This is a genomic window from Sphingomonas sp. SORGH_AS_0789 (genome assembly GCF_031453055.1).
GTDB lineage: Bacteria > Pseudomonadota > Alphaproteobacteria > Sphingomonadales > Sphingomonadaceae > Sphingomonas.
In genome coordinates this window covers 2891134-2911091 of record NZ_JAVIYV010000001.1, presented here as the reverse complement: position 1 = coordinate 2911091, position 19958 = coordinate 2891134, and the positions used below count along the sequence as shown (strand labels likewise).

Genomic DNA, 19958 nt, shown 5'->3' with positions numbered 1-19958 from the left:
CGCTATCCCGAACCCCGCACCACGGGCGTCGTGATGATCCGCGCGCCCCGGCGATAGGTCAGATAGCGCCAGAGCCATTGCAGGCTGACGCGGATGCGTTGCGCGAAACTGACCAGCAGCACGACATGGACGATTGCCCATAGCATCCAGGCCGGATAGCCCTTCAACCGATAGCGGCCGAAATCGAAGATCGCGGCATGTCGCCCGATGATCGCCGCATTGCCCCGATTGTGGAAGCGAAAGGGCGGCGCGGACCGGCCCCGGGTCAATAGGTCGCGCAGAGCCTTACCCAGATAGTCGCCCTGCTGCTGCGCCACCTGCGCCAGTCCCGGCAGCGGCTTGCCCGCCTCGTCCGGACAGGCGGCGACATCGCCCAGCGCATAGACGCCCTCCAGCCCCTCGACGCTCAGGTCGGGCTTCACCGCGACCCGACCGCCCGGCCCCGGCTTCACCCCCAGCAGCGCCGCCGCACCCGTCGGCGCGACGCCCGCCCCCCACAGGACCGTGCGCGCCGGGATGAAGCGGCCGCCTGCGGTCAGCCCTTCCTCGGTAATCGTCTCGACCGGCATGTTCGTCATGATCTCGACGCCCAGCCGCCCGAGCGCCCGCTCGGCATAATCGGCCAGCGAATCGGGAAAGGCCGCCAGGATGCGCGGGCCCGCCTCGACCAGGATGATCTTCGCCGCCTCGGGCCGGATGCGCCGGAAGTCCGAGGTCAGCGTATAACGTGCCAACTCGGCGACCGAGCCCGCCAGCTCCACCCCGGTCGGGCCGCCGCCGACGATCACGAAGGTCATCAGCGCCTCGCGATCCGCCGCGCCGTCGCGCTCCGCCTCCTCGAACGCGCCCAGCACGCGCGAGCGGATCACCCGCGCCTCCTCGATCGACTTGCAGGCGGGCGCGACGCTGCGCCATTCGTCATGCCCGAAATAGCTGCTGGTCGATCCGGTGGCGACGACCAGCCGATCATAGGACAGCGTCTCGCCGGTCGACAGGCCGATCCGGCGCGCCCCGGTGTCGATCTGCGCGACCTCGCCCAGCACGACGCGGATATTGGGAAACCGGCCGAGGACATGGCGGATCGGCTCGGCCACATCCGCCGGGGACAACGCGGCGGTCGCGACCTGATAGAGCAGCGGCACGAACAGATGATAGTTGTTCCGGTCGATCACCGTCACCCGCACCGGCGCGCGGGCCAGCCGCTTGGCCACCGCCAGCCCGCCGAACCCGGCGCCGATGATGACGACATGCGGCCAGGCGGGATCGACGGCGTGGCCTTCGGGCCCGCTCATGACGGCACCCTCACCATGTCACCGCGATCTTGCCGAAATGCGCGCCGCTTTCCTGATGGCGGAACGCATCGCCGAGTTCGTCCAGCGCAAAGCTCCGGTCGATCACCGGGCGCAGGTCGGCGGTGTCGAGCGCGCGGACGAAATCCTGCTGCATCCGGCGGCTGCCGACGATCAGGCCCTGGAGCCGTGCCTGCTTCAGCATCATGGTCGCGGTCGGCACCTCGCCGCTGGCGCCGGTCAGCACGCCGATCAGGCCGATATGTCCCCCGATCCGCACCGCATCGATCGACTGGGCGAGCGTACCCGGACCGCCAACCTCCACCACATGGTCGACGCCCTCTCCGGCCCAGTCATGGACCATCCGGCCCCAGTCGGCATGGGTGCGGTAGTTGATGACATGATCCGCGCCCAGGGCCCTGGCCCGTTCCAGCTTGGCATCGGAGGACGAGGTGACGACCACGCTCGCCCCCATCAGCTTGGCGATCTGGAGCGCCCAGATCGACACGCCGCCCGTGCCCAGCACCGCCACCCGGTCCCCGGCCTTCAGCCCGCCATCGACCACCAGGCTGCGCCACGCGGTCAGCCCGGCGGTGGTGATCGTCGCGGCCTGGGCATGGTCATAGCCCTTGGGCGACAGGGTGAAGGCGGTCGCGGGCGCGACCACCGTCTCGCAGGCATAGCCATCAATGCCGTCGCCGGGCGTCCGGGCGAAGTCGCCGACCCGCGCGGGCCCCTCCTGCCAATCAGGAAAGAAGCACGCGACGACCGAATCGCCTGCCGCGAAGTCGGTCACGCCCTCGCCCACCGCCTCGACGATCCCGGCGCCATCCGCCATCGGAATGCGGCCATCCTCGGTCGGCATCCGGCCCGAGACGACGCCATAGTCATGATAGTTGAGCGACGTCGCATGCAGCCGGACCCGGATCATGCCCGCGCCCGGCGCGCCCGGATCGGGACGCTCGACCAGACGCAGACGGTCCAGCCCGCCGGGTGCGTCGAGGATCATCGCTTTCATGTCGTCGCCCTTTGCCGATATCCGTTACCGACACGCCAACGTGCAATGCAGCGATGCGATCCTCAGCCGGTCGCCAGGGACCATCCGCTGGGCAGGAAATCGAGCGACATGTAGAAATAGAAGGCGCAGCTGCCGTCGGCGCGGTAGCTGCCGCCCTTGACGATCCCGAAGGCGGTGCCGCCCAGGAAGACCGGCCCGCCGCTGTCGCCGCTGCGGCAGGTCGGCCCGCGCACCGCGACCCAGGCGGCCGTACAGCCGCCGCCGCACAGATCGCCCGCGGGCGCGAAATCGGGCATCCATATCTCGGCACAGCTATAGCCGGTGCGCTCGCCGCGATGGCAGACGATGTCGCCCGCCCGCGTCGAATCGCGCGGACGCTCGCCGGTGACGGTCCGGCTGATCGTCTTGGCCGTATCGCTCCAGAAACGCGGCGCCAGCGGCACCGGGCTGCCATTGACCTGCACGTCCTGATAGCCCCAGCCCCATTGCCCCAGGAAAGGCAGCGGATGTTCGGTGCGGGCGGTGTCGCTCCATGACAGATTGTCGGGACAATGCGCGGCGGTGACGACCGCATCCTCCGCGCCGCGCCGCACGACGAAGCCGCTGGTACAGGCATAGCGCCGCCCGTCGGCCGGATCGACCCCGACCAGCCGCGCACCGCCTTGCAGATCGGCAAGGTCGGTATCGGGCGTCTCCATGGTGGCGATCCGCACCGGCACCCCCGCCAGCCGCGCGATCCGGTCGCGCAGGGCGTCGCCCGGCTCGGCCAGCAGGTCCGCCTGCCCCACCATGACGACCAGCGCGCCGATACGCGGATCGACGCCGATCCCCGGCGGGCGCGTCAGGCTGGCGCGGATTTCGGTCTGGTGAAGCGCGAGCGCGGTGACGAGCTGGCCATGGGTGGCATAGGCTCCGGTGCGAAAGCGGATCAGCACCGGCATGCCCGCCACCTGCACCACCCGGTCCGCCACGGGCGCGTCGCCGGTCAGCAGCACATCGACATGGAAGGGCGCATGCCCCACCGACAGCCCGGCCAGCCGATCGGCGAACTCCATGCGAAGCGCATCGGTCACCGGCACCGAGGCGTCCTGGACCTGCAACTCGCGCAAGGCGGCGGACGGCGACAGGCCGGACTGCGCCGCATAGGTCGCGGCGTCGAGCGCAAGCGCCGCCTGCCCGTCGAGCGCGGACAGCCCGACCGGCTGGGCGCCGGCGACACCGGCGATCGATACCATGCCAACCAAGGCCAATATCAGGCGCCAGATAGCCCAGCTATCAGCCGCGAAAGAATAGCGCTTCTTATATCCCATCGATTTGGTATGTATTTATCAGACCGAGCCGAACAGGGCTGTACAGGGACAGAAGGGAACCGGATTCATGATGCGACGTCGCGCCTTTCCATTGATCCTGCTGGCGTCGATCGCGCCGCTTGCCGGTTGCTCCCCCAAGGGGACCACCGCCGACAATGCCACGCTGGATAACGGATCGGTGGTGCTTGCCAATGACGAAACGCCGGTGGCGGAAAACGAGGCCCTGGGCAACGACCTGCTGACGTCCAACGACGCCGACCTCAACAGCACGGCCCCGCAATAGCGGCGGACGGACGCGGGCGACGCGGCCCGCCACCTCTCCTGCTCGCCAAAGGAAGCTCCCTATGGCGTTCGACTGGCCCGGCGGCATCCCGCCGGGCCATTTTTATGCCTGTCATCGGTCGGGAATGCCCAGCGTGCGCAGGACGCGCATATCCTGTTCGACCACCCCGGCCGACAGCCGCTCGATCAAACGCTGCGCCTGTCGCCACATGCCGGTCGCGGGCGGCGCGGCGCGCGGTGCCTCCAGCAGCCGCCCGCCACAGGCCTGCGCCAGCGCGGGTCCGTGCATCGCGCCGTCGATCACCAGCGACGGGAAAGGCAGCGCCGCCTCGGGCGAGGCGAAGAGTTGCCCGCCGGACCGGTCGAGCGGCGCGATGGAGGGCGGCTGGAAGAACAGCGCGCCCGCGACCTTGGAGACATAATGGCTGGGCGACAGCCGCGCCCACCAGATGCTGGCCAGGCAGGCGGCGTTTTCCGCGACCAGCAGCACCGCCTTGTCGGCATGCGCCACCGCATGGTCGAGCCGGGTAGCCCAGGCATCGCGCGCCTCGCGGCTGCTGGCGTCGAAGGGAAGCTGGACATCGCCACGACGGGGCCAGGCGAACAGCCTTTCCCACGGCATCGCCTGCTCGCTGCCCGGCGCGCCCGCCATGGGCAGGGTGATGATCGAAAAGGGGTCGGTCAGACGCAGTTCGGCCGCGCATGGATCTGCTCCGTCGCTGATCCCCCCAAGGTACGCCGCTTATCGCGCGAGGCAAGGGGCATCGACGCGACGCCGCCTCGTCCCGGCGCGAGGATCGCCGTCAGGCGGCGGCGGCGATCCGGGTCGAACGGCGCGAACCCGCCAGCGCGGTCGCGATGCTGTCGACCATCAGCTCATATTGATCGGGGGTGTACCCGGCGGCCAGGAACGCGCGGACCTCGTGCGAGGGCACGCTATAGCCATGATGCCAGCTCAGCACCGCCATCCGGCGCAGCGCCTCGAGCGAGGGATCGGCCAGCCGGGGATTGCGCGTCTCGCCGAAGATGGAGCCGAGCGCGCGGCCCAGACGGCTGGGCGCGCGCAGCGACGAGACGCGGTCGCGACGGGCCAGCGCCACGACCTGCCATTCCAGCGCCGACAGGCGGGCGTCAGGACGGATCGCCGCCGCGCCCTGTTCAGCGGTGGCGGCATCGAACGCGGCCCGCGCGGCACCGATTTCCTGAAAAGCGACATAGGCCATGACATACCCCTTTTGCGTCGCGCGACACCCTGTCCGGCAAAGCGCATCCGCCCGCCGCGATCCGGCGACCCCATGCCGCCCGTATCCATGTCTCGCCAATGATGTTCGGAAGACTACCAGGCGCCTTCCATACCAAGCGGTATATTAAGCCGCCGACGCCCCGTCAAGCATTTTATACCGATCGGTATTCAACGCGTCGGCCAGCATTTCAGCCCCGTCTCGACCAGCCTTTCCAGGTCGGAGCGGCTGGCCCCCGACCCGGCCTGCACGGCCATTCCCTGGAACAGCGCATAGAGCATCGCGGTCAGCCCCTCGGGCTCGACATCCTCGCGCAGATCGCCTTCGTCCTTGGCGCGCTGGAACCGGGCGAGCAGCGCCGCCTGTGACGAGGCGCGGCGGGCGACGACCTCCGCCTTGATCGATTCGGCTTCCGCCCCGCAGGCGACCGAGTGGATCACCCCCAGGCAACCGCGCGGTTCCTGCTGGTTGGTCTGCGCATCGACCGCGCCACGCAGCAGATGCTCGGCCACGCCCCGCGCGGTGGGCTGGTTCAGCGCCTCGCGGATATAGGCCATCTTCTCGGCCTCATAGAGGTCCAATGCCTTGTGGAACAACGCTTCCTTGTTGCCGAACGCCGCATAGAGGCTGGGCTTGGTGATCCCCATCGCCTCGGTCAGGTCCGCCATCGACGCGCCCTCATACCCCTTGCTCCAGAAGACCCGGAGCGCCGAGGCCAGCGCCTGCTCAGTGCAGAATTCGCGAGGACGCCCCTTACAAGCGGGCAAAGCATTTTCCATAACAGTCGGTATATAATTATCCCGGCGATTTTTGAAACCCCCGAACGCCCTACCCGGTCGGCTTCCTCCGATCCGGTGCCAATGCTCTTAAATGTTCGGAAAGCGACGTCGTCCTATGAAGGGTCGTCGGGGGACCAGGACAGCATGCTCAATATCGTCGGATGTATCACCAAAGACCATGATCCCTGGCTGGTCGGACTGGCCGCCGGGATCTGCGTCCTGGGATTGTCCGCGCTCTTCCTCCTGCACGCCCGGTCGGAGGAATGCGTCGAGGGTCGCCGCCGCAGCTGGCTGGCCTTTGCCGCGATCACCGCGGGGATCGGCATCTGGGCGACGCATTTCCTGGCCATGCTCGCCTATCGGGGGCCCCTGCCGCTGGGGTTCAACCTGTCGCTGACCGTCGTTTCGATCGGGATTCCGATCGCGGGCATCTGGCTCGCGCTGACCCTCATCGCCCGGCGGCGGGAGACGGGGATGCTCGTGATCGCGGCCACGATCATCGCCGCCAGCATCGCCGCGATGCACTTCGTCGGCATGAGCGCACTGATCGTTCCCGCCCGCATCCTGTACCGGCCATGGGGCGTCACGCAGGCGATGCTGGGCGCGACGGCCTTCCTCTCGCTCGCGCTGATCGCCCATATCCGGCTGCGCGGGATGACGCGCGCGGTCCTGCCGATCCTGGCGGGCGCGATGGGGGTCGTGATGCTGCATTTCGGGGCGATGGCGGCGACGACGCTCCTGCCCGGCGGAGTGGTGGTCGATCCGACGCTCGAACCGCTACAGCCGCACGGCCTGGCCCGCGCCGTGCTGGGAGCGGCCGGCCTGATCGTCGTGATGATGATCGGCGCGGCCATCCTCGACCGGCGGCTGACCGACCTGCACGGCCTGACCCAGGCGACCCGCGAGGGGATCGCGATCCTGCTGAACGGCCGTATCGTCGAGACCAATGCGCGGCTCGCCGCAATGCTGGGGGTCGAGCCGCAGGCGTTGATTGGCTCCACCCCCGGGGACTGGCTGGAGACCATGGACAGCGTGCCGCTGAGCCTGACGCACGATCACCCGGTCGAGACGCGCCCCTGCCACGCCTCGATGGAACGCTATCTGGAGGTCGCCTGTCACGAGATCGAATATCGCGGGCGACGATCGACCGTGATGGCGGTGCGCGACCTGACCGAGCAGCGGCGGGCGCAGCGCCAGATCGAATATATGGCGGTCCATGATCCGCTGACCGGATTGCCCAATCGCGCCTATTTCGCCCAGGCGCTGGAGGGGGCCATCGCACAGGCCGACCAAAAGGGCCCCTTCGCGCTGCTCGCGCTCGATCTCGATCGGTTCAAGGCGGTCAACGATCTGTTCGGCCATGCGGCGGGCGACATGATCCTGTGTCGCGTCGCCCGGATCCTGACCGGCGTGGTCGACGAGGCGGCGGTGGTCGCACGGGTCGGCGGCGACGAGTTCCTGATCCTCCAGCGCGGGGTCGACGATCCCGACCGGGTCCACAAGCTGGTCGCGACGATCCTGGGCGCCTTTGCCACCGAAATGGACCTGAGCCGCGATCCGACGGCGGTCGGGGTCAGCATCGGCGTGTCGCTGTTCCCGCAGGATGCCGCCGACACCGATGGGCTTCGCCACAATGCCGATGTCGCGCTGTACCGCGCCAAGACGAGCGGGCGCGGCGCGGCGTCCTTCTTCGACCAGGACATGGACCATGCGGTCCGCCATCGCCGTGCGCTCGAACATGACCTGCGCCATGCCCTGCTGCGCGACCAGATGCGGCTGGTCTATCAGCCGCTGGTCTCGACCGAGGGCGCAAGCATCATCGGTTATGAGGCGCTGCTCCGCTGGCAGCATCCCGAGCGCGGCGAGATCGTCCCCGACGAGTTCGTGCCGATCGCCGAGGATACGGGCATCATCCTGCAACTCGGCGAATGGGTGCTGGGTGAGGCCTGCCGCGCCGCCGCCGCCTGGCCCGAGCCGATGACGCTGGCGGTCAACGTCTCCCCCATCCAGTTCCAGCTGCCCAACCTGGCCGAGATCGTCGCCAAGGCGCTGGCCGAAAGCGGCTTTCCCGCGCGTCGGCTGGAGCTGGAGATCACCGAGAACGTCCTGCTCCACGACCGGGAGGGCACGCTGCGGACGCTGCACCGGCTGAAGGCCATGGGGGTCGGGATCGTCATGGACGATTTCGGCACCGGCTACAGCTCGCTGGGCAACCTCCAGTGCTTTCCGTTCGACAAGATCAAGATCGACCGCAGCTTCATCTCGGGCGTCACCGATGACGAGGCCGCGCGGTCGATCGTCCGCGCGATCGTCGGGCTGGGCCAGAGCCTGAACCTGCCAGTGGTGGCCGAAGGGGTCGAGACGGCCGAACAGCATCGCATGGTGCTGGAGGAAGGATGCCCCCAGGCCCAGGGTTATCTGTTCGGCCGCCCGGGCCGCCTGCCCGCCTATCCCGCCGCCAGCGCGCTCCGCCGCCGACCATAGACGAAGTAGAAGGCCAACCCGGCCAGGTTCCAGACGACGAACCGGATGATGGTCGAACTGGGCAGGCTGAACAGCAGATAGATGCAGCCCAGGATGGCGAGCGTGCCGACCAGATAGGGCTGCGGGCAGCGGAACAGCCGCTTGGCGTCCGGCGCCTTGCGCCGCAGCACCATCAGGCAGGCGCCGACCGCGATGAAGGCGAGCAGCGTGCCCGCATTGGCCAGCTCGGCGATCTCGTCCAGTCGGAAGGTGCCCGCAACCAGCGCGATCGAGAGGCCGGTGACCAGCGTGATACGGGTCGGCGCGCCGCTGCGCTTGCTGACCACGGCGAGCGACTGCGGCAACAGGCCGTCGCGCGCCATGGTGAAGAAGATGCGGCTCTGTCCGTACATCATGACCAGGATGACTGAAGGCAGCGCGATGACCGCGGCCAGCGCGATCAGATGCGCCGCCTGGGGCTGGCCCAGCGAGCGAAGGACCAGCGCCAGCGGCTCGGGCGAATTGGCGAGCTGCTGGAAGGGCATCGATCCGATCGCCGCGACGGCCACCGCCATGTAGATCAACGTGCAGACCAGCATCGAGCCGACGATACCGATGGTCAGGTCACGGCTGGGGTTCTTGGCTTCCTCTGCCGAGGTCGCGACCGCGTCGAACCCGTAAAAGGCAAAGAACACGATCGCCGCCGCCGCCATCACGCCGCGCTTGGCACCGTCCACTTCGTGCGCGGCAAAGCCATAGGGCATGAAGGGATGAAGGTTATCGCCCTGGAAGGCCGGCAGGGCAAAGGCCACGAAGATGCCCAGCGCCACCAGCTTGATGACGACGAGGACGATATTGAGCGTCGCGCTCTCACGCGTGCCCGCGATCAGCATGCCCATCACCGACAGGGCGACGACCACCGCAGGCAGGTTCACGATGCCGCCGCCATGCGGCCCGGACAGGAGTTCGGGCGGCAAGTGTATGCCCGCCGCCTGTATCCAGCCGACCAGATAGCCACCCCAGCCGACCGCGACCGCCGAGCAGGACAGCGAATATTCCAGGATCAGGCTCCACCCCACGATCCAGGCCAGCGTCTCGCCCAAGGCGGTGTAGCTGAAGGTATAGGCGCTGCCCGCCGCCGGGATCAGCGTGGCGAGTTCGGCATAGGCGAGCGCCGCGCAGGCGCAGACCGCACCCGCGATCGCGAAGGCCAGGATGACGGCGGGCCCCGCCCGTTCCGCGCCCACCCCGGTCAGCGTGTAGATGCCGGTGCCGACGATCGCGCCGACCCCCAGCGCGATGAGGTGCGGCCAGCTGAGCGTCTTGGCCAGCGCCTGCCCTTCCCCATGCTGGGTCGCGCTGCCCAGCGGTTTGAACGGTCCGAACATGTGAAGCAAAATCCCCCGCCTCGATGGTTTCCATGCTATCCGGCGAGTGCGAACCCGCCCTTCAGGTCCATCAGCGTGGACCGGATATGCGCGTCAAGCAATGATTGAACCCGTTCCGCGTCGCGCGCCAGAAAGGCATCGAGCTGTTCGCGGTGTTCCAGATGCGCGCGGGCATCGCGCCCGGCGGGTTGCAAATGCGCGACGACATAGCGCTCCGCCAGCACCGCCAATTGTCGGATCATGCGGATGGTCAGCGGCCGTCCGATCGGGCGGACCATCGCCATGTGGAATTGCCGGTTGGAGATGGCGACCTGCGCCAGATCGCTGGTCGCGGCGCGGTCCAGCATGTCGAACGCCGCGATCAGCCGCGTCCGGTCCTCGTCATTCGCGACCAACGCCGCACGCGCCGCCGCCGCCGGTTCGAGGCGGCAGCGAAGCATGTAGATTTCCTCGGCCCGCGCCGCGCTCAGCCGACCGACCAGATAGCCGCGATTGGCGACCCCCTGGAGCAGCCCCTCCTGCTCCAGTCGGGCGAGCGCCTCGCGCAGCGGGATCTTGCTGACGCCGAGTTCGGCGGCCAGCGCATCCTGCCGGATCGGCCGGTCGCCCCCCAGCGTCCCGGCCACGATCCGTTCGCGGACGATGGCGAAGATCCGGTCCGCCAGCGTCTGCACGACGATGACGCCCCCGCCCCGCGCTCGGCCGTCATCCGGCACCATGTCGCGGGGCGGGAGCGTCGTCGCCATCAGGCGGCCTTGCTCAGCCCGAGGGTCGGGCGGGTCGCGGCGGCCTTTTCGACCATCGCGATCACTTGGGCACGGCGTTCGCCCTCGAGGACGTAGCGCGGCGGCAGCACGCGCTCCGAACCGCGACCCATGACCTGCTCGGCCAGCTTGATCGACTGGACCAGGTCATGCTCGGCATCGAGGTGGAGGAGCGGCATGAACCAGCGATAGATTTCCATCGCCTTGGCATGATCGCCCCGCTCGAACGCGGCGACCAGTTCGACCGACTCCTTGGGGAAGGCGTTGGTCAGGCCCGAGACCCAGCCCTGCGCCCCGAGGTACAGCCCCTCGAGCGCCACGTCGTCCAGCCCCGCGAACAGGACATAACGATCGCCAAAGGCGTTGCGGAAGTCGGTGAAGCGACGCGTGTCGGGGGCCGATTCCTTGACCGCGACGATGTTCTTCACGTCGACCAGCGCTTCCAGCACCGTCTGGTCGATGACCGTGCGATAGGCGGGCGGGTTGTTGTAGAGCATGATCGGCAGGCCGACCTGATCCGCCACGCCCTTGAAATGGTTCACCAGCTCATGCGCCTTGGGCACATAGACCATCGGAGGCAGCAGCATCAGGCCGTCAGCGCCGGCCTTTTCGGCGGCCTGCGCATAGCGGACCGCGCGGCGCGTGTCATATTCCGACACGCCGGTGATCACCGGCACGCGGCCGTCGACCGCCTCGACGATCGCGGTCAGCACCGTGACCTTCTCATCATAGTCGAGCGAGTTGTTCTCGCCGACCGTGCCCAGGGCGATGACGCCGGTCACGCCGTCGCGGACCAGATCGTCCACCACGCGCTGCGTGTCGGCGAGATCGATCGAAAGATCCTCCCGCACCTGGGTCGTCACCGCGGGGAATACGCCACGCCAGCCGATGCTCACAATCTGTCTTCCTGCTGTTTATATTTAGATACCGTATACTTTTTAGCGAATCGATCGACGCAGGTCAATCGCGATCATTCCTCATCGGGATAGGGGCCCTTGCCGCCTTCTGCGATGAACTGGTCGGTGCGCTGCGCGATGACGGGCAAGGGGACATAGCCCAGTTGCAACATTGCATCGTGCCAGGCGCGGATGTTGAACTTCGGCCCCAGCGCCTTCTCCGCCTTGGCGCGCGCCTTCTGGAAGGCGAGCTGCCCCATATAATAGGACAGCGCCTGGCCCGGCCATGCGATGTAGCGGTCGACCTCGGTCTCGATCTCGTGATCCGACAGCGCGGTATTGTCGTGGAGATAAGCCTGCGCCTGCTCGCGGCTCCATCCCATGGCATGGATGCCGGTATCGACCACCAGCCGCGCGGCGCGCCAGGCCTGATAGGACAGCATGCCGAACCGATCATAGGGCGTCTTGTAGAAGCCCATATCCTCGCCCAGCGCCTCGCAATAGAGCGCCCAGCCCTCGCCATAGGCCGACAGATAGCTGTCGCGGCGGAAGGCGGGCAGATCCTTGTTCTCGGCGGCCAGCGGCATCTGGAAGGCATGGCCGGGCGCGCTTTCGTGCAGCGTCAGCGCGGGCAGCGCATAGAGCGAACGCGACGGCAGGTCATAGGTGTTGACCAGATAGATGCCCGGACCGCCGCGCCCGGCGGTATAGAAGGGCGCGAGATCGGCGGGCACCGGCTTGATCGCGAACCGGCTGCGCGGCAGGCGGCCGAACCAGTCGGCGGCGATGCCGTCGAAGCTCTTGGCGAACCAGGCCGCGCGGTCGAGCAGCTCCTGCGGCGTCTTGGCATAGAATTGCGGATCGGTGCGCAGGAAGGTCAGGAAGGCGGGGAAATCACCCGTGAACTTCACCTCGCGCATCACATCGTCCATCCGCGCCCGGATGCGCTTGATCTCCGACAGGCCGATGGCATGGATCTGTTCGGGGGTCATGTCGGCGGTCACATATTCGCGGATCTTCGACCGGTAATAGGCCTTGCCGTCGGGCAGGTCATAGGCGGCCGTGCTGGCCTGTCCACCCGGCATATAGTCGTTGCGCAGGAAGGCGAGCAGCTTGACATGCGCGGGCAGGACGTCGTCGCGGATCGCCGCCTTCGCCTCGGCCCGCAGCGCCGCGACGGTGGCGGGCGCCATGGTGGCGGGCATGGTGCGGAACGGCGCGTAGAAGGGCTGGTCCTCGCCCAAGCCGGCATCGACCACCTGCGCGACGCCGATATCGCGCCCCTTCAGCGTGACGCGCGGCGGGGTGAAGCCCCGCGCCAGTCCGGCGCGCATATTGCCGATCTGCTGGTCGTAATAGCGCGGCATCTGGTGGAGCATCGCGATATAGTCGCGATACTGGCTTTCCTTGGTGAAGCTGCCCCGCGCCCAGCTGGCGAGATTGCCCCAGAAGCTGGTATCGGCGTTCAGCGGCCTCTCATATTCCCGGAAGCGCTGGGCGGCGAGCAGGGCATCGATCTGGCCGCGATAGACCATGTAATCGGTGCGAACATCGGGCGACAAGGCATTGATATCGATGCCGTCCAGCGCCTTGGCGGTCGCCTCCCACCGGGCCAGCCGCGCCGCCTGCGCCGCCGGACCGACATCGGGCAACTGGCGCGATCCGGCGCTGCCGCTATCCTCGTCGGCGGCGTTCTGGCTGACCCGCCATTTATATTCCGCCTCGGACAAGGCACGGAAGCGGGCGTCCGCCGCACGCGTCGCCGTCGCCGCTTTGCCGCGCGGCTGCGCCGTCGGTGCTTTCGCCTCCGCGGCCCCCGGTACGCAGAGAAGGGCCATTCCCGCCAGAAGCGGTGCGATCCGGTTCGTCATGCTCATACCCTTCCTGCTTCAACCATTCAGTGCCGTGACATCGCGGTGCAGATCGGCGGGGATCACCACGCCCTCCGCCAGTGACACCGCCCGCGCCGCATAGCGCCGGGCCGAGGGGAGCCGCGCCCCCTGCCCGGTGATCGCGGCGAACATCGCTTCCGCCCGCGCCTGATGTTCGGGCAGAAGATCGCCCAGGAACCCCTTGGGATCGATCGCGATGATCAGTTCGCCGCCCAGCGGCGATCCGCCGCGCCCGGCATCGACGTCGATCGACTCGCGGCTGGTCATGTCGCCGATCAGCGGCCCGGCGAGCAGCTCGACCATCGCCGCCAGCGCCGATCCCTTATGCCCGCCAAAGGTCCGCATCGCGCCCGACAGGATCGCGGCGGGATCGGTGGTGGGCCGTCCCTCCGCATCGACGCCCCAGTCGTCGGGCACCGCCTTGCCCGCGCGGCGGTGAAGCTCGATCTCGCCGCGCGCGACCATGCTGGTGGCGAAGTCGAAGACGAAGGGCGGGCCATCAGGGCGCGGCCAGCCGAACGCGATCGGATTGGTCCCGAACACCGGCTCGGCCCCGCCCGATGGCGCGACCCAGGCATGGCTGGGGGTGAAGGCCAGCGCGACCAGCCCCGCCTCGGCCAGTTCCTCGACCTCGGGCCAGAGCGCGGCGAAATGCACGACATTGTTGAGCGCCAGCGCGGCGATGCCGTTCCTGCGCGCCTTTTCGATCAGTGCGGGCTTGCCGGTCTGGAACGCCAGCTGGGCAAAGCCGCCGCCGCCATCGACGCGGACCAGCGCATGCGCGGGATGCGACAGGACGGGTTCGGCATCGGGAACGACGACGCCCTTGTTGATGCTGGAGACGGCGACCAGCAGGCGATAAATGCCATGCGACGCGCAGCCGTCACGCTCGCCCGCGACCATCGTCTCGGCCACCGCCTCGGCATGGGCAGGGGCGAGCCCCGCGCCCAGCAGCTTGGCCCGCGCAAGCGACCGCAACTCGGCCAGCGTCATGCGGACGCCGGTCACGCGGTCACGCCCTTCTTGGCGGTGAACAGGCGCATGCCGAAGATCGGCCCCGCCGTGCTGCGGTCATGCGGGACGATGCGGATGCGCACGCTCTTCTTGCCCGCCGTCACCCCTAGCGGAAGCGGATATTCGACGTCGAAGAACTGACCCGGCTTGTCGCTTTCCAGATGCTGGGTGGCGACCTTCACATTGTCGACCAGAATGTCGAAGTCGCGCTTGCGCTCGTCGCCCCAATAGGTCGCCTGAAGCACCAGCGGGCCGGGACGCACCGCCATGCTGAACTCGATATAGCCCCCCGACCGCGCATCGCGACCCTGCCGCCCGCGATAGGAGACGGGATAGGAAATCTCCGAGGTAAGTCCATGATCGCGCTCGGGTTGCATCTCGCCCAGATGCATGACGTCGACCGAGCGCGCGGCGATGTCGCGGGCGCGTGCCTGATCGGCGAGGAAGGCCGCCTCCTCGGCCTTCCATCCCGCTTCGGTGAAGCGCTTGAAATAGACCGCGCTGCGGCGGTCATATTGGCTGAAGAAGGGGACGAAGCTGAGATCCGCCGGGCGGAACACGCCGCGCGTCGCATAGCGCGCCGGTGCGCCCTCGGCCGGGGTGAAGGCGGCCAGCGGGTGCGCGCCGACCATGGCGGGGTCGGGGGAGTTCCACGGCGTCTCGACCGACCCCAGATCGGCGGCCATCACCATCGGCCCGCGCACCACCGCGACCACGCTGTCGTCGCCCGGCGTCGGTTCGACCCGCAATTCCAGCGGCAGGCGGATGGCGACGCTGTCGCCCGCCTTCCACCGCCGCTCGACCACCGCATAGCCGCGGTCGAACACCGGCTCGACCGGCTGGCCGTTGACCTCCGCCACCGCCTGGCCCTGAGTCCAGCCGGGCACCCGCAGCGCCACCGGAAAGCGTCCCGCACGGTCGAGACGGGTGAAGCGCAACGTCGCCTGCCCCTCCATCGGATAGGCGGTGTCGAGCGTGACGGTCGCCCCGCGCCGCTCCCACCGCGCCTCGGCCGGGATATAGAGGTTCACGAGCAGCGCGTCCCCGCCCTGCCAGAAGATCGACTCGCCATGCTTGGCATGCGACTCCATCCCCGATCCGACGCAGCACCAGAAGGCGTCGTCCTTGGGCGTCGAGAATTCGCGCGCCATGCCGGTCATCAGCGGCGTCATATAGGTGAAGCCGCCATTCTCCGGATTCTGCGCCGCCATGACATGGTTCAGATGCGCGCGTTCATAGAAGTCGAACAGCGCCGCCTGGGGTTGCCAGCCATAGAGGTGCCGGGTCAGCTTGAGCATGTTGTAGGTGTTGCAATGCTCGCACGTCTGCTCGGTGATGTGCCGCGCGATCGTGTCGGGCTCCGAGAAATATTCGCGGTCCGCATTGCCGCCGATGACATAGCTGTGATGCTGCGTCACCGTGTCCCAGAAGAAGCGTGCGCCCGCCGCCGGTGCGGGGTTGCCGGTGATCTCATGGATCCGCGCCAGACCGATCAGCTTGGGCACTTGGGTATTGGCGTGGAAATTGGCGAGCTGGTCCTTCCCCGCCACCAGCGGGTCGAGCACCTTGCGGTCATAGATGCGCTCGGCCAGCGCCAGCCACTGGCGGTCGCCGGTCCGCTGATAGAGTTCGGCGAAGCTCTCGTTCAGCCCGCCATATTCGCAGCCCAGCACTTCCTGCAGCCGCGCATCGTCCAGCGCGGCGAAGACGCGGGCGAAATAGCCGCCCAGCCCGACCGCCACCGACAGCGCCTGCGCATTGCCCCAGCCGCCATGAATGTCGAGCAGCCCCGCGAACAGCTTGTGAACCGTGTAGAGCGGCGACCAGGAACCGTTGAGGTCGAACCCGCCCGACTTGATCTTGCCCGCCATGATCTCGGGGAAGATCTCCTCGCCATCGACGATGGTGCCGTCGGGGCGCTTGCGTCCCAGCCCGCCGACATAGCCGTTGCCGCGCTTGGCCTGGGCCTCGGCCAGTTCGGCGACGATATAGTCGGCGCGCCGCCGCATCTCGGTATCGCCGGTCTGTTGCCAGGTCAGCACCAGCGCCGACATGTAATGGCCCAGCGTATGGCCCGCGATCGTGTCGCTTTCCCAGCCGCCATAGATCTCCGCCTTGGGCTTCAGACCGGCATAGAGACGGAAATTGTGGAGCAGCCGGTCGGGATCGAGCCGATAGAGATAGCGCCGGTTGGTCTCGACCGCGGTCGCATAGATGGACGGGCGCAGGCGAACGGCGTTCAGCGGCAGGGGTTCGGCCTTGGCGGGAAGTCGCGAAGCCGGTGCCGCGATCGCGCGGGGCGCCGCACCGATCAAGGCGGCGGTGGCCGCTCCCCGCATCCATTCGCGCCTGCTTGCCCGTACCATCTTGCTCTCCACAAAATACCGTATACCGTTAGCGTTCGTTGGAGAGAGGGTCAATCGCGTTGCCATAACCGGCGAAGCGACACCCGATGAAAGGGTTCTCGATGCGTCGTTCTCCGTTCCGCCTGTTCCCCGTGACACTGGCCCTGCTGTCCGTCGCGGCGGTTCCGGCCCAGAAGGCCGTGCCCCGCGCGACCGGGCCCAAGGCGGCCGCCCCCTCCGCCCCGGCGATGCGCGTCGGCGCCTTTCGCCTGCGACTCGATCCGGCCAGCCAGACCGCGCGCAGCCTGTCGCCGCTCGCCGATCCCGCTTTCGACTTCCTGCCGGTCGGTCGGTCGCGGGAGCGGAGCGGCAATGGGTATAATCATCTGGGCGACCTGCACCTGCGGGTCCGTACCGGCACCGGGCCGTGGCAGGATTTCTCCTCCTCGAAGCAGCGCGTGCCGGTCCGCGCCCTGTCCGCCAAGGGCGACGTGCTGGCGGCGGCGGACATGACCGCGACGATGGGCCCCGGACTGCCGCTGCGCATCGTGCGCGAATGGACGAACGCGGCGGGCGCGCCGGGGCTGGCCTTCACGCTGACCAACACCAGCGGCCAGACGGTGGAGATTGGCGGGCTGGGCCTGCCGATGGTGTTCGACAACATCATCTCCGACCGCACGCTCGAACAGGCGCATACCCAGGCGAGCTTCGCCGATCCCTATATCGGGCGCGACGCGGGCTATGTGCAGGTGACGCGGCTGAACGGCGCGGGCCCCGCGCTGCTGGTCCTGCCCCAGGCCGCGACGCCGCTGGAGGCCTATGTCCCGATCCCCACGGTCCGCGAGACCGGCGGCAAGGCGGTGATCGCCGAGGCGAGCCCGCGCGCCCAGACGTCGGAGGGCTTTTACGACTGGACGGTCGCCAGCGCCGCCTATGCGCAGACCGACTGGAACAAGGCGGGCGTGCCGTGGAACGCGCCGACCAGCATCCGCCTCGCCCCCGGCGAGAGCCGCCGGATCGGCCTTCGCTTCGTCGCCGCGCCCAGCATCCGGGGGATCGAGCCGACCCTGATCGCGCAGAAGCGGCCGGTCGTCGTCGGCGTGCCGGGCTATGTCGTGCCGAGCGACCTCGACGCATCGCTGTTCGTCCGGGCCCCCTCGCCCATCACCGGGATCGAGAGCTATCCGGCGGGCGCGCTGGAGGTCACGCGGGCGGCGGGCAAGCCCGGCTGGGAGAAGCTGTCGGTGCGCGGGCGGCAATGGGGCCGTGCGCGGCTGTCGCTGACCTATGCCGACGGCCAGGTGCAGACCATTCCCTATTTCGTCACCAAGCCGCTCGAGCGGACCATGGCCGATCTCGGCCACTTCGCGACGACGCGGCAATGGTATGAGGGCAAGGACGATCCCTTCGGCCGGTCGCCCGCCATCCTGACCTATGACCGCGAGGCGGATCGCATCGTCACCGCCGATCCGCGCGTGTGGATTTCGGGGATGAGCGACGAGGGCGGCGCGGGCAGCTGGGTCGCCGCCGTCATGAAGCAGCTCGACAATCCTGACGCGACCGAACTCGCCCGGATCGAGGAGCTGGTCGACAAGACGGTGGTCGGCCGCCTCCAGGTCGCCGACGGCCCGCATGCGGGCGGCGTGAAGAAGAGCCTGTTCTATTACGACCCGGCCGCCTTCCCTTCGCTCTATCAACCCGCCAAGGACTGGCAGAGCTGGACCTCGTGGAAGAAGGATCAGGCGGACGATCTGGGTCGCGCCTATAATTACCCGCATGTCGCGGCGGGGCATTGGGCACTCTACCGGATCGCGCGCAACCATCCGGGGATGACGCGCGTGCATGACTGGCGCTGGTATCTGGACCATGCCTATCGCACCATCACCGCGATGATGCGCGACGCGCCGCATTATGCGCAATACGGCCTGATGGAAGGGGACGTCTTCGTCGACATCCTGACCGATCTGAAGCGCGAGGGATGGACCGCCCAGGCCGCCGAGGTGGAGGCGCTGATGAAGGGTCGCGCGGACCATTGGCGGACGCTGCGCTATCCCTTTGGCAGCGAGATGGCGTGGGATTCGACCGGCCAGGCCGAGGTCTATGCCTGGATGCGCTATTTCGGCTATGGCCCGCAGGCCGACGTCACGCGCGAAGTCATATTGGGCTATGACCCGTCCATCCCCAGTTGGGGCTATAACGGCAATGCGCGGCGCTATTGGGATTTCCTCTATGGCGGCAAATATCCCCGGCTGGAGCGGCAGATCCATCATTACGGATCGACGCTGAACGCCATCCCGCTGTTCGATTCGTTCCGGCGCAACCCGGCCGACCTGCATCTGCTGCGCGTCGCCTATGGCGGGTTGATGGGCGGGATCACCAATATCGGCCAGGACGGATCCTCCTCCGCCGCCTTCCATAGCTGGCCCGACCGGATGGAGTGGGATCCGTATAGCGGGGATTATGGCATGGGCTTTTTCGGCCATGCCTATGCCGCCGCCACCTATGTGGTGAACGATCCCCGGCTGGGCTGGCTGTCCTATGGCGGCAACCTGTCAGAGGCGGACGGGACGATCCGCGTCGTGCCAAAGGACGGCGCGCGCAGCCGCTTGTTCGTCGCGCCCGCCGGGCTCTGGCTGACGCTGGAGGCGGGCAAGATCGCCGAGGCGCGCTACACCCCCGCCACCGGCACGGTGCGGCTGATCCTCGATCCCGCCAGGGCCGACACGCCGCAGGCCCGGCTGTTCGTCGAGACCACGACGACCGGCGGCCGCGCCTATACGCCCGATCGGGGGGTGATGGAGCGCGGCGGCTATTCGGTGCCGTTGGCCGCCGGTCCTACCGAGGTCGTCCTCTCGCCCAGATAAGCGCGCAACTGACGCACCAGCGGGCCGTCCGCCGGGGGCATGGGCAACGCGTCCATCGCCTCCGGCGTGCGCCACACCAGCCCGTCCGCCTCCAGCGCGACGGGCTCGCCCGACCAGCGCCGGATCACATAGAGCAGCAGCAGGAGATGCCGGTCGGGCAATATCTCGGTCGCGAAGCCTGCGGGCTCCAGCGCGGCGAGGTCGACGGTGATCGCCAGTTCCTCATGGAGTTCACGGATCAGCGCCTCTTCGGCGCTTTCGCCCGGCTCCAGCTTGCCGCCCGGAAATTCCCACAGCCCGGCCAGCGTCTTGCCCGCCGGACGCTGCTGCAACAGCACCCGCCCCTCGCCGTCGACCAGCGCTGCGGCGACGACCGGAAAGAGCGGGCGGGCCATGGGTTCGACAGACATTAT

General features: G+C 68.2%; 16 protein-coding genes. 3 read left to right on the top strand and 13 right to left on the bottom strand.

The genetic code is table 11. From position 1 onward, the window contains the following. Nucleotides 1-2: 2 nt before the first annotated feature. The 3 genes from QE360_RS13365 to QE360_RS13355 all read right to left on the bottom strand — a co-directional run bounded on the left by QE360_RS13365 (nt 3) and on the right by QE360_RS13355 (nt 3542). Entirely contained in the window at nt 3-1292 is a 1290-nt protein-coding gene (locus tag QE360_RS13365) for an NAD(P)/FAD-dependent oxidoreductase (protein WP_309702207.1), read from the bottom strand. Between the two features lie 10 nt (nt 1293-1302). Then, on the bottom strand, nt 1303-2307 hold the full coding sequence (locus QE360_RS13360) for an NAD(P)-dependent alcohol dehydrogenase (protein WP_307099290.1): 1005 nt from the start codon (nt 2305-2307) through the stop codon (nt 1303-1305). Nucleotides 2308-2369: 62 nt separating this feature from the next. Further along, nucleotides 2370-3542, bottom strand: a complete 1173-nt coding sequence (locus QE360_RS13355; protein ID WP_309702204.1) for a hypothetical protein — start codon at nt 3540-3542, stop codon at nt 2370-2372. A 142-nt stretch (nt 3543-3684) separates the two neighbouring features. Between QE360_RS13355 and QE360_RS13350 the strand changes: the two genes are divergently transcribed. Next, nucleotides 3685-3900: a hypothetical protein gene (locus QE360_RS13350; protein ID WP_309702202.1), complete on the top strand. Its 216-nt coding sequence runs from the start codon at nt 3685-3687 to the stop codon at nt 3898-3900. A gap of 111 nt (nt 3901-4011) precedes the next feature. Here QE360_RS13350 and QE360_RS13345 read toward each other — a convergent pair whose 3' ends face one another. The 3 genes from QE360_RS13345 to QE360_RS13335 all read right to left on the bottom strand — a co-directional run bounded on the left by QE360_RS13345 (nt 4012) and on the right by QE360_RS13335 (nt 5919). Further along, the gene (locus tag QE360_RS13345; protein WP_309702200.1) at nt 4012-4551 is read right to left on the bottom strand and encodes an alpha/beta hydrolase; all 540 of its coding nucleotides are present in this window, start codon (nt 4549-4551) and stop codon (nt 4012-4014) included. A gap of 151 nt (nt 4552-4702) precedes the next feature. Further along, nucleotides 4703-5122 carry a hypothetical protein gene (locus tag QE360_RS13340; RefSeq protein WP_309702199.1) on the bottom strand — a complete coding sequence of 140 codons (420 nt, stop codon included), beginning with the start codon at nt 5120-5122 and terminating at the stop codon, nt 4703-4705. A gap of 188 nt (nt 5123-5310) precedes the next feature. Then, a complete protein-coding gene (locus QE360_RS13335; RefSeq protein ID WP_309702197.1) occupies nt 5311-5919 on the bottom strand; it encodes a TetR/AcrR family transcriptional regulator in 609 nt (202 codons plus the stop codon). Nucleotides 5920-6063: 144 nt separating this feature from the next. Here QE360_RS13335 and QE360_RS13330 point away from each other — a divergent pair, with 144 nt between their 5' ends. Next, a complete protein-coding gene (locus QE360_RS13330) occupies nt 6064-8403 on the top strand; it encodes an EAL domain-containing protein (RefSeq protein ID WP_309702195.1) in 2340 nt (779 codons plus the stop codon). On the opposite strand, the gene QE360_RS13325 is transcribed toward QE360_RS13330, so the two are convergent. The 6 genes from QE360_RS13325 to QE360_RS13300 form a co-directional block, all read right to left on the bottom strand. After that, nucleotides 8367-9770 (bottom strand): amino acid permease, encoded by a 1404-nt coding sequence (locus tag QE360_RS13325; protein WP_309702193.1) that lies wholly within the window; start codon nt 9768-9770, stop codon nt 8367-8369. The two genes, QE360_RS13330 and QE360_RS13325, sit on opposite strands and share 37 nt — an antisense overlap. Before the next feature lie 35 nt (nt 9771-9805). After that, nucleotides 9806-10516 carry a GntR family transcriptional regulator gene (locus QE360_RS13320; protein WP_309702191.1) on the bottom strand — a complete coding sequence of 237 codons (711 nt, stop codon included), beginning with the start codon at nt 10514-10516 and terminating at the stop codon, nt 9806-9808. Beyond that, nucleotides 10516-11430, bottom strand: a complete 915-nt coding sequence (locus QE360_RS13315; RefSeq protein ID WP_307099307.1) for a dihydrodipicolinate synthase family protein — start codon at nt 11428-11430, stop codon at nt 10516-10518. Before QE360_RS13315 ends, QE360_RS13320 begins: the two co-directional genes overlap by 1 nt. Nucleotides 11431-11504: 74 nt before the next feature. Next, the gene (locus QE360_RS13310; protein ID WP_309702188.1) at nt 11505-13301 is read right to left on the bottom strand and encodes a DUF885 family protein; all 1797 of its coding nucleotides are present in this window, start codon (nt 13299-13301) and stop codon (nt 11505-11507) included. 18 nt (nt 13302-13319) lie between these two features. Further along, a complete protein-coding gene (locus QE360_RS13305; protein WP_309704179.1) occupies nt 13320-14315 on the bottom strand; it encodes an Ldh family oxidoreductase in 996 nt (331 codons plus the stop codon). Nucleotides 14316-14326: 11 nt separating this feature from the next. Next, nucleotides 14327-16702, bottom strand: a complete 2376-nt coding sequence (locus tag QE360_RS13300) for a glycoside hydrolase family 127 protein (protein ID WP_309702186.1) — start codon at nt 16700-16702, stop codon at nt 14327-14329. 101 nt (nt 16703-16803) lie between these two features. On the opposite strand from QE360_RS13300, the gene QE360_RS13295 reads away from it, so the two are divergent. After that, nucleotides 16804-19545: a DUF5695 domain-containing protein gene (locus QE360_RS13295; RefSeq protein ID WP_309702184.1), complete on the top strand. Its 2742-nt coding sequence runs from the start codon at nt 16804-16806 to the stop codon at nt 19543-19545. Here the strand turns inward: QE360_RS13295 and QE360_RS13290 are convergent. Next, nucleotides 19491-19955 carry a (deoxy)nucleoside triphosphate pyrophosphohydrolase gene (locus QE360_RS13290; RefSeq protein ID WP_309702182.1) on the bottom strand — a complete coding sequence of 155 codons (465 nt, stop codon included), beginning with the start codon at nt 19953-19955 and terminating at the stop codon, nt 19491-19493. The genes QE360_RS13295 and QE360_RS13290 overlap by 55 nt on opposite strands. Nucleotides 19956-19958: the final 3 nt, after the last annotated feature.

Coding starts and splice junctions, on each gene's coding strand:
- QE360_RS13365 (WP_309702207.1), bottom strand. CDS start 1,292: ATGAGCGGGCCCGAAGGCCACGCCGTCGATCCCGCCTGGCCGCATGTC.
- QE360_RS13360 (WP_307099290.1), bottom strand. CDS start 2,307: ATGAAAGCGATGATCCTCGACGCACCCGGCGGGCTGGACCGTCTGCGT.
- QE360_RS13355 (WP_309702204.1), bottom strand. CDS start 3,542: ATGGTATCGATCGCCGGTGTCGCCGGCGCCCAGCCGGTCGGGCTGTCC.
- QE360_RS13350 (WP_309702202.1), top strand. CDS start 3,685: ATGATGCGACGTCGCGCCTTTCCATTGATCCTGCTGGCGTCGATCGCG.
- QE360_RS13345 (WP_309702200.1), bottom strand. CDS start 4,551: ATGGCGGGCGCGCCGGGCAGCGAGCAGGCGATGCCGTGGGAAAGGCTG.
- QE360_RS13340 (WP_309702199.1), bottom strand. CDS start 5,122: ATGGCCTATGTCGCTTTTCAGGAAATCGGTGCCGCGCGGGCCGCGTTC.
- QE360_RS13335 (WP_309702197.1), bottom strand. CDS start 5,919: ATGGAAAATGCTTTGCCCGCTTGTAAGGGGCGTCCTCGCGAATTCTGC.
- QE360_RS13330 (WP_309702195.1), top strand. CDS start 6,064: ATGCTCAATATCGTCGGATGTATCACCAAAGACCATGATCCCTGGCTG.
- QE360_RS13325 (WP_309702193.1), bottom strand. CDS start 9,770: ATGTTCGGACCGTTCAAACCGCTGGGCAGCGCGACCCAGCATGGGGAA.
- QE360_RS13320 (WP_309702191.1), bottom strand. CDS start 10,516: ATGGCGACGACGCTCCCGCCCCGCGACATGGTGCCGGATGACGGCCGA.
- QE360_RS13310 (WP_309702188.1), bottom strand. CDS start 13,301: ATGACGAACCGGATCGCACCGCTTCTGGCGGGAATGGCCCTTCTCTGC.
- QE360_RS13305 (WP_309704179.1), bottom strand. CDS start 14,315: ATGACGCTGGCCGAGTTGCGGTCGCTTGCGCGGGCCAAGCTGCTGGGC.
- QE360_RS13300 (WP_309702186.1), bottom strand. CDS start 16,702: ATGGTACGGGCAAGCAGGCGCGAATGGATGCGGGGAGCGGCCACCGCC.
- QE360_RS13295 (WP_309702184.1), top strand. CDS start 16,804: ATGCGTCGTTCTCCGTTCCGCCTGTTCCCCGTGACACTGGCCCTGCTG.
- QE360_RS13290 (WP_309702182.1), bottom strand. CDS start 19,955: ATGTCTGTCGAACCCATGGCCCGCCCGCTCTTTCCGGTCGTCGCCGCA.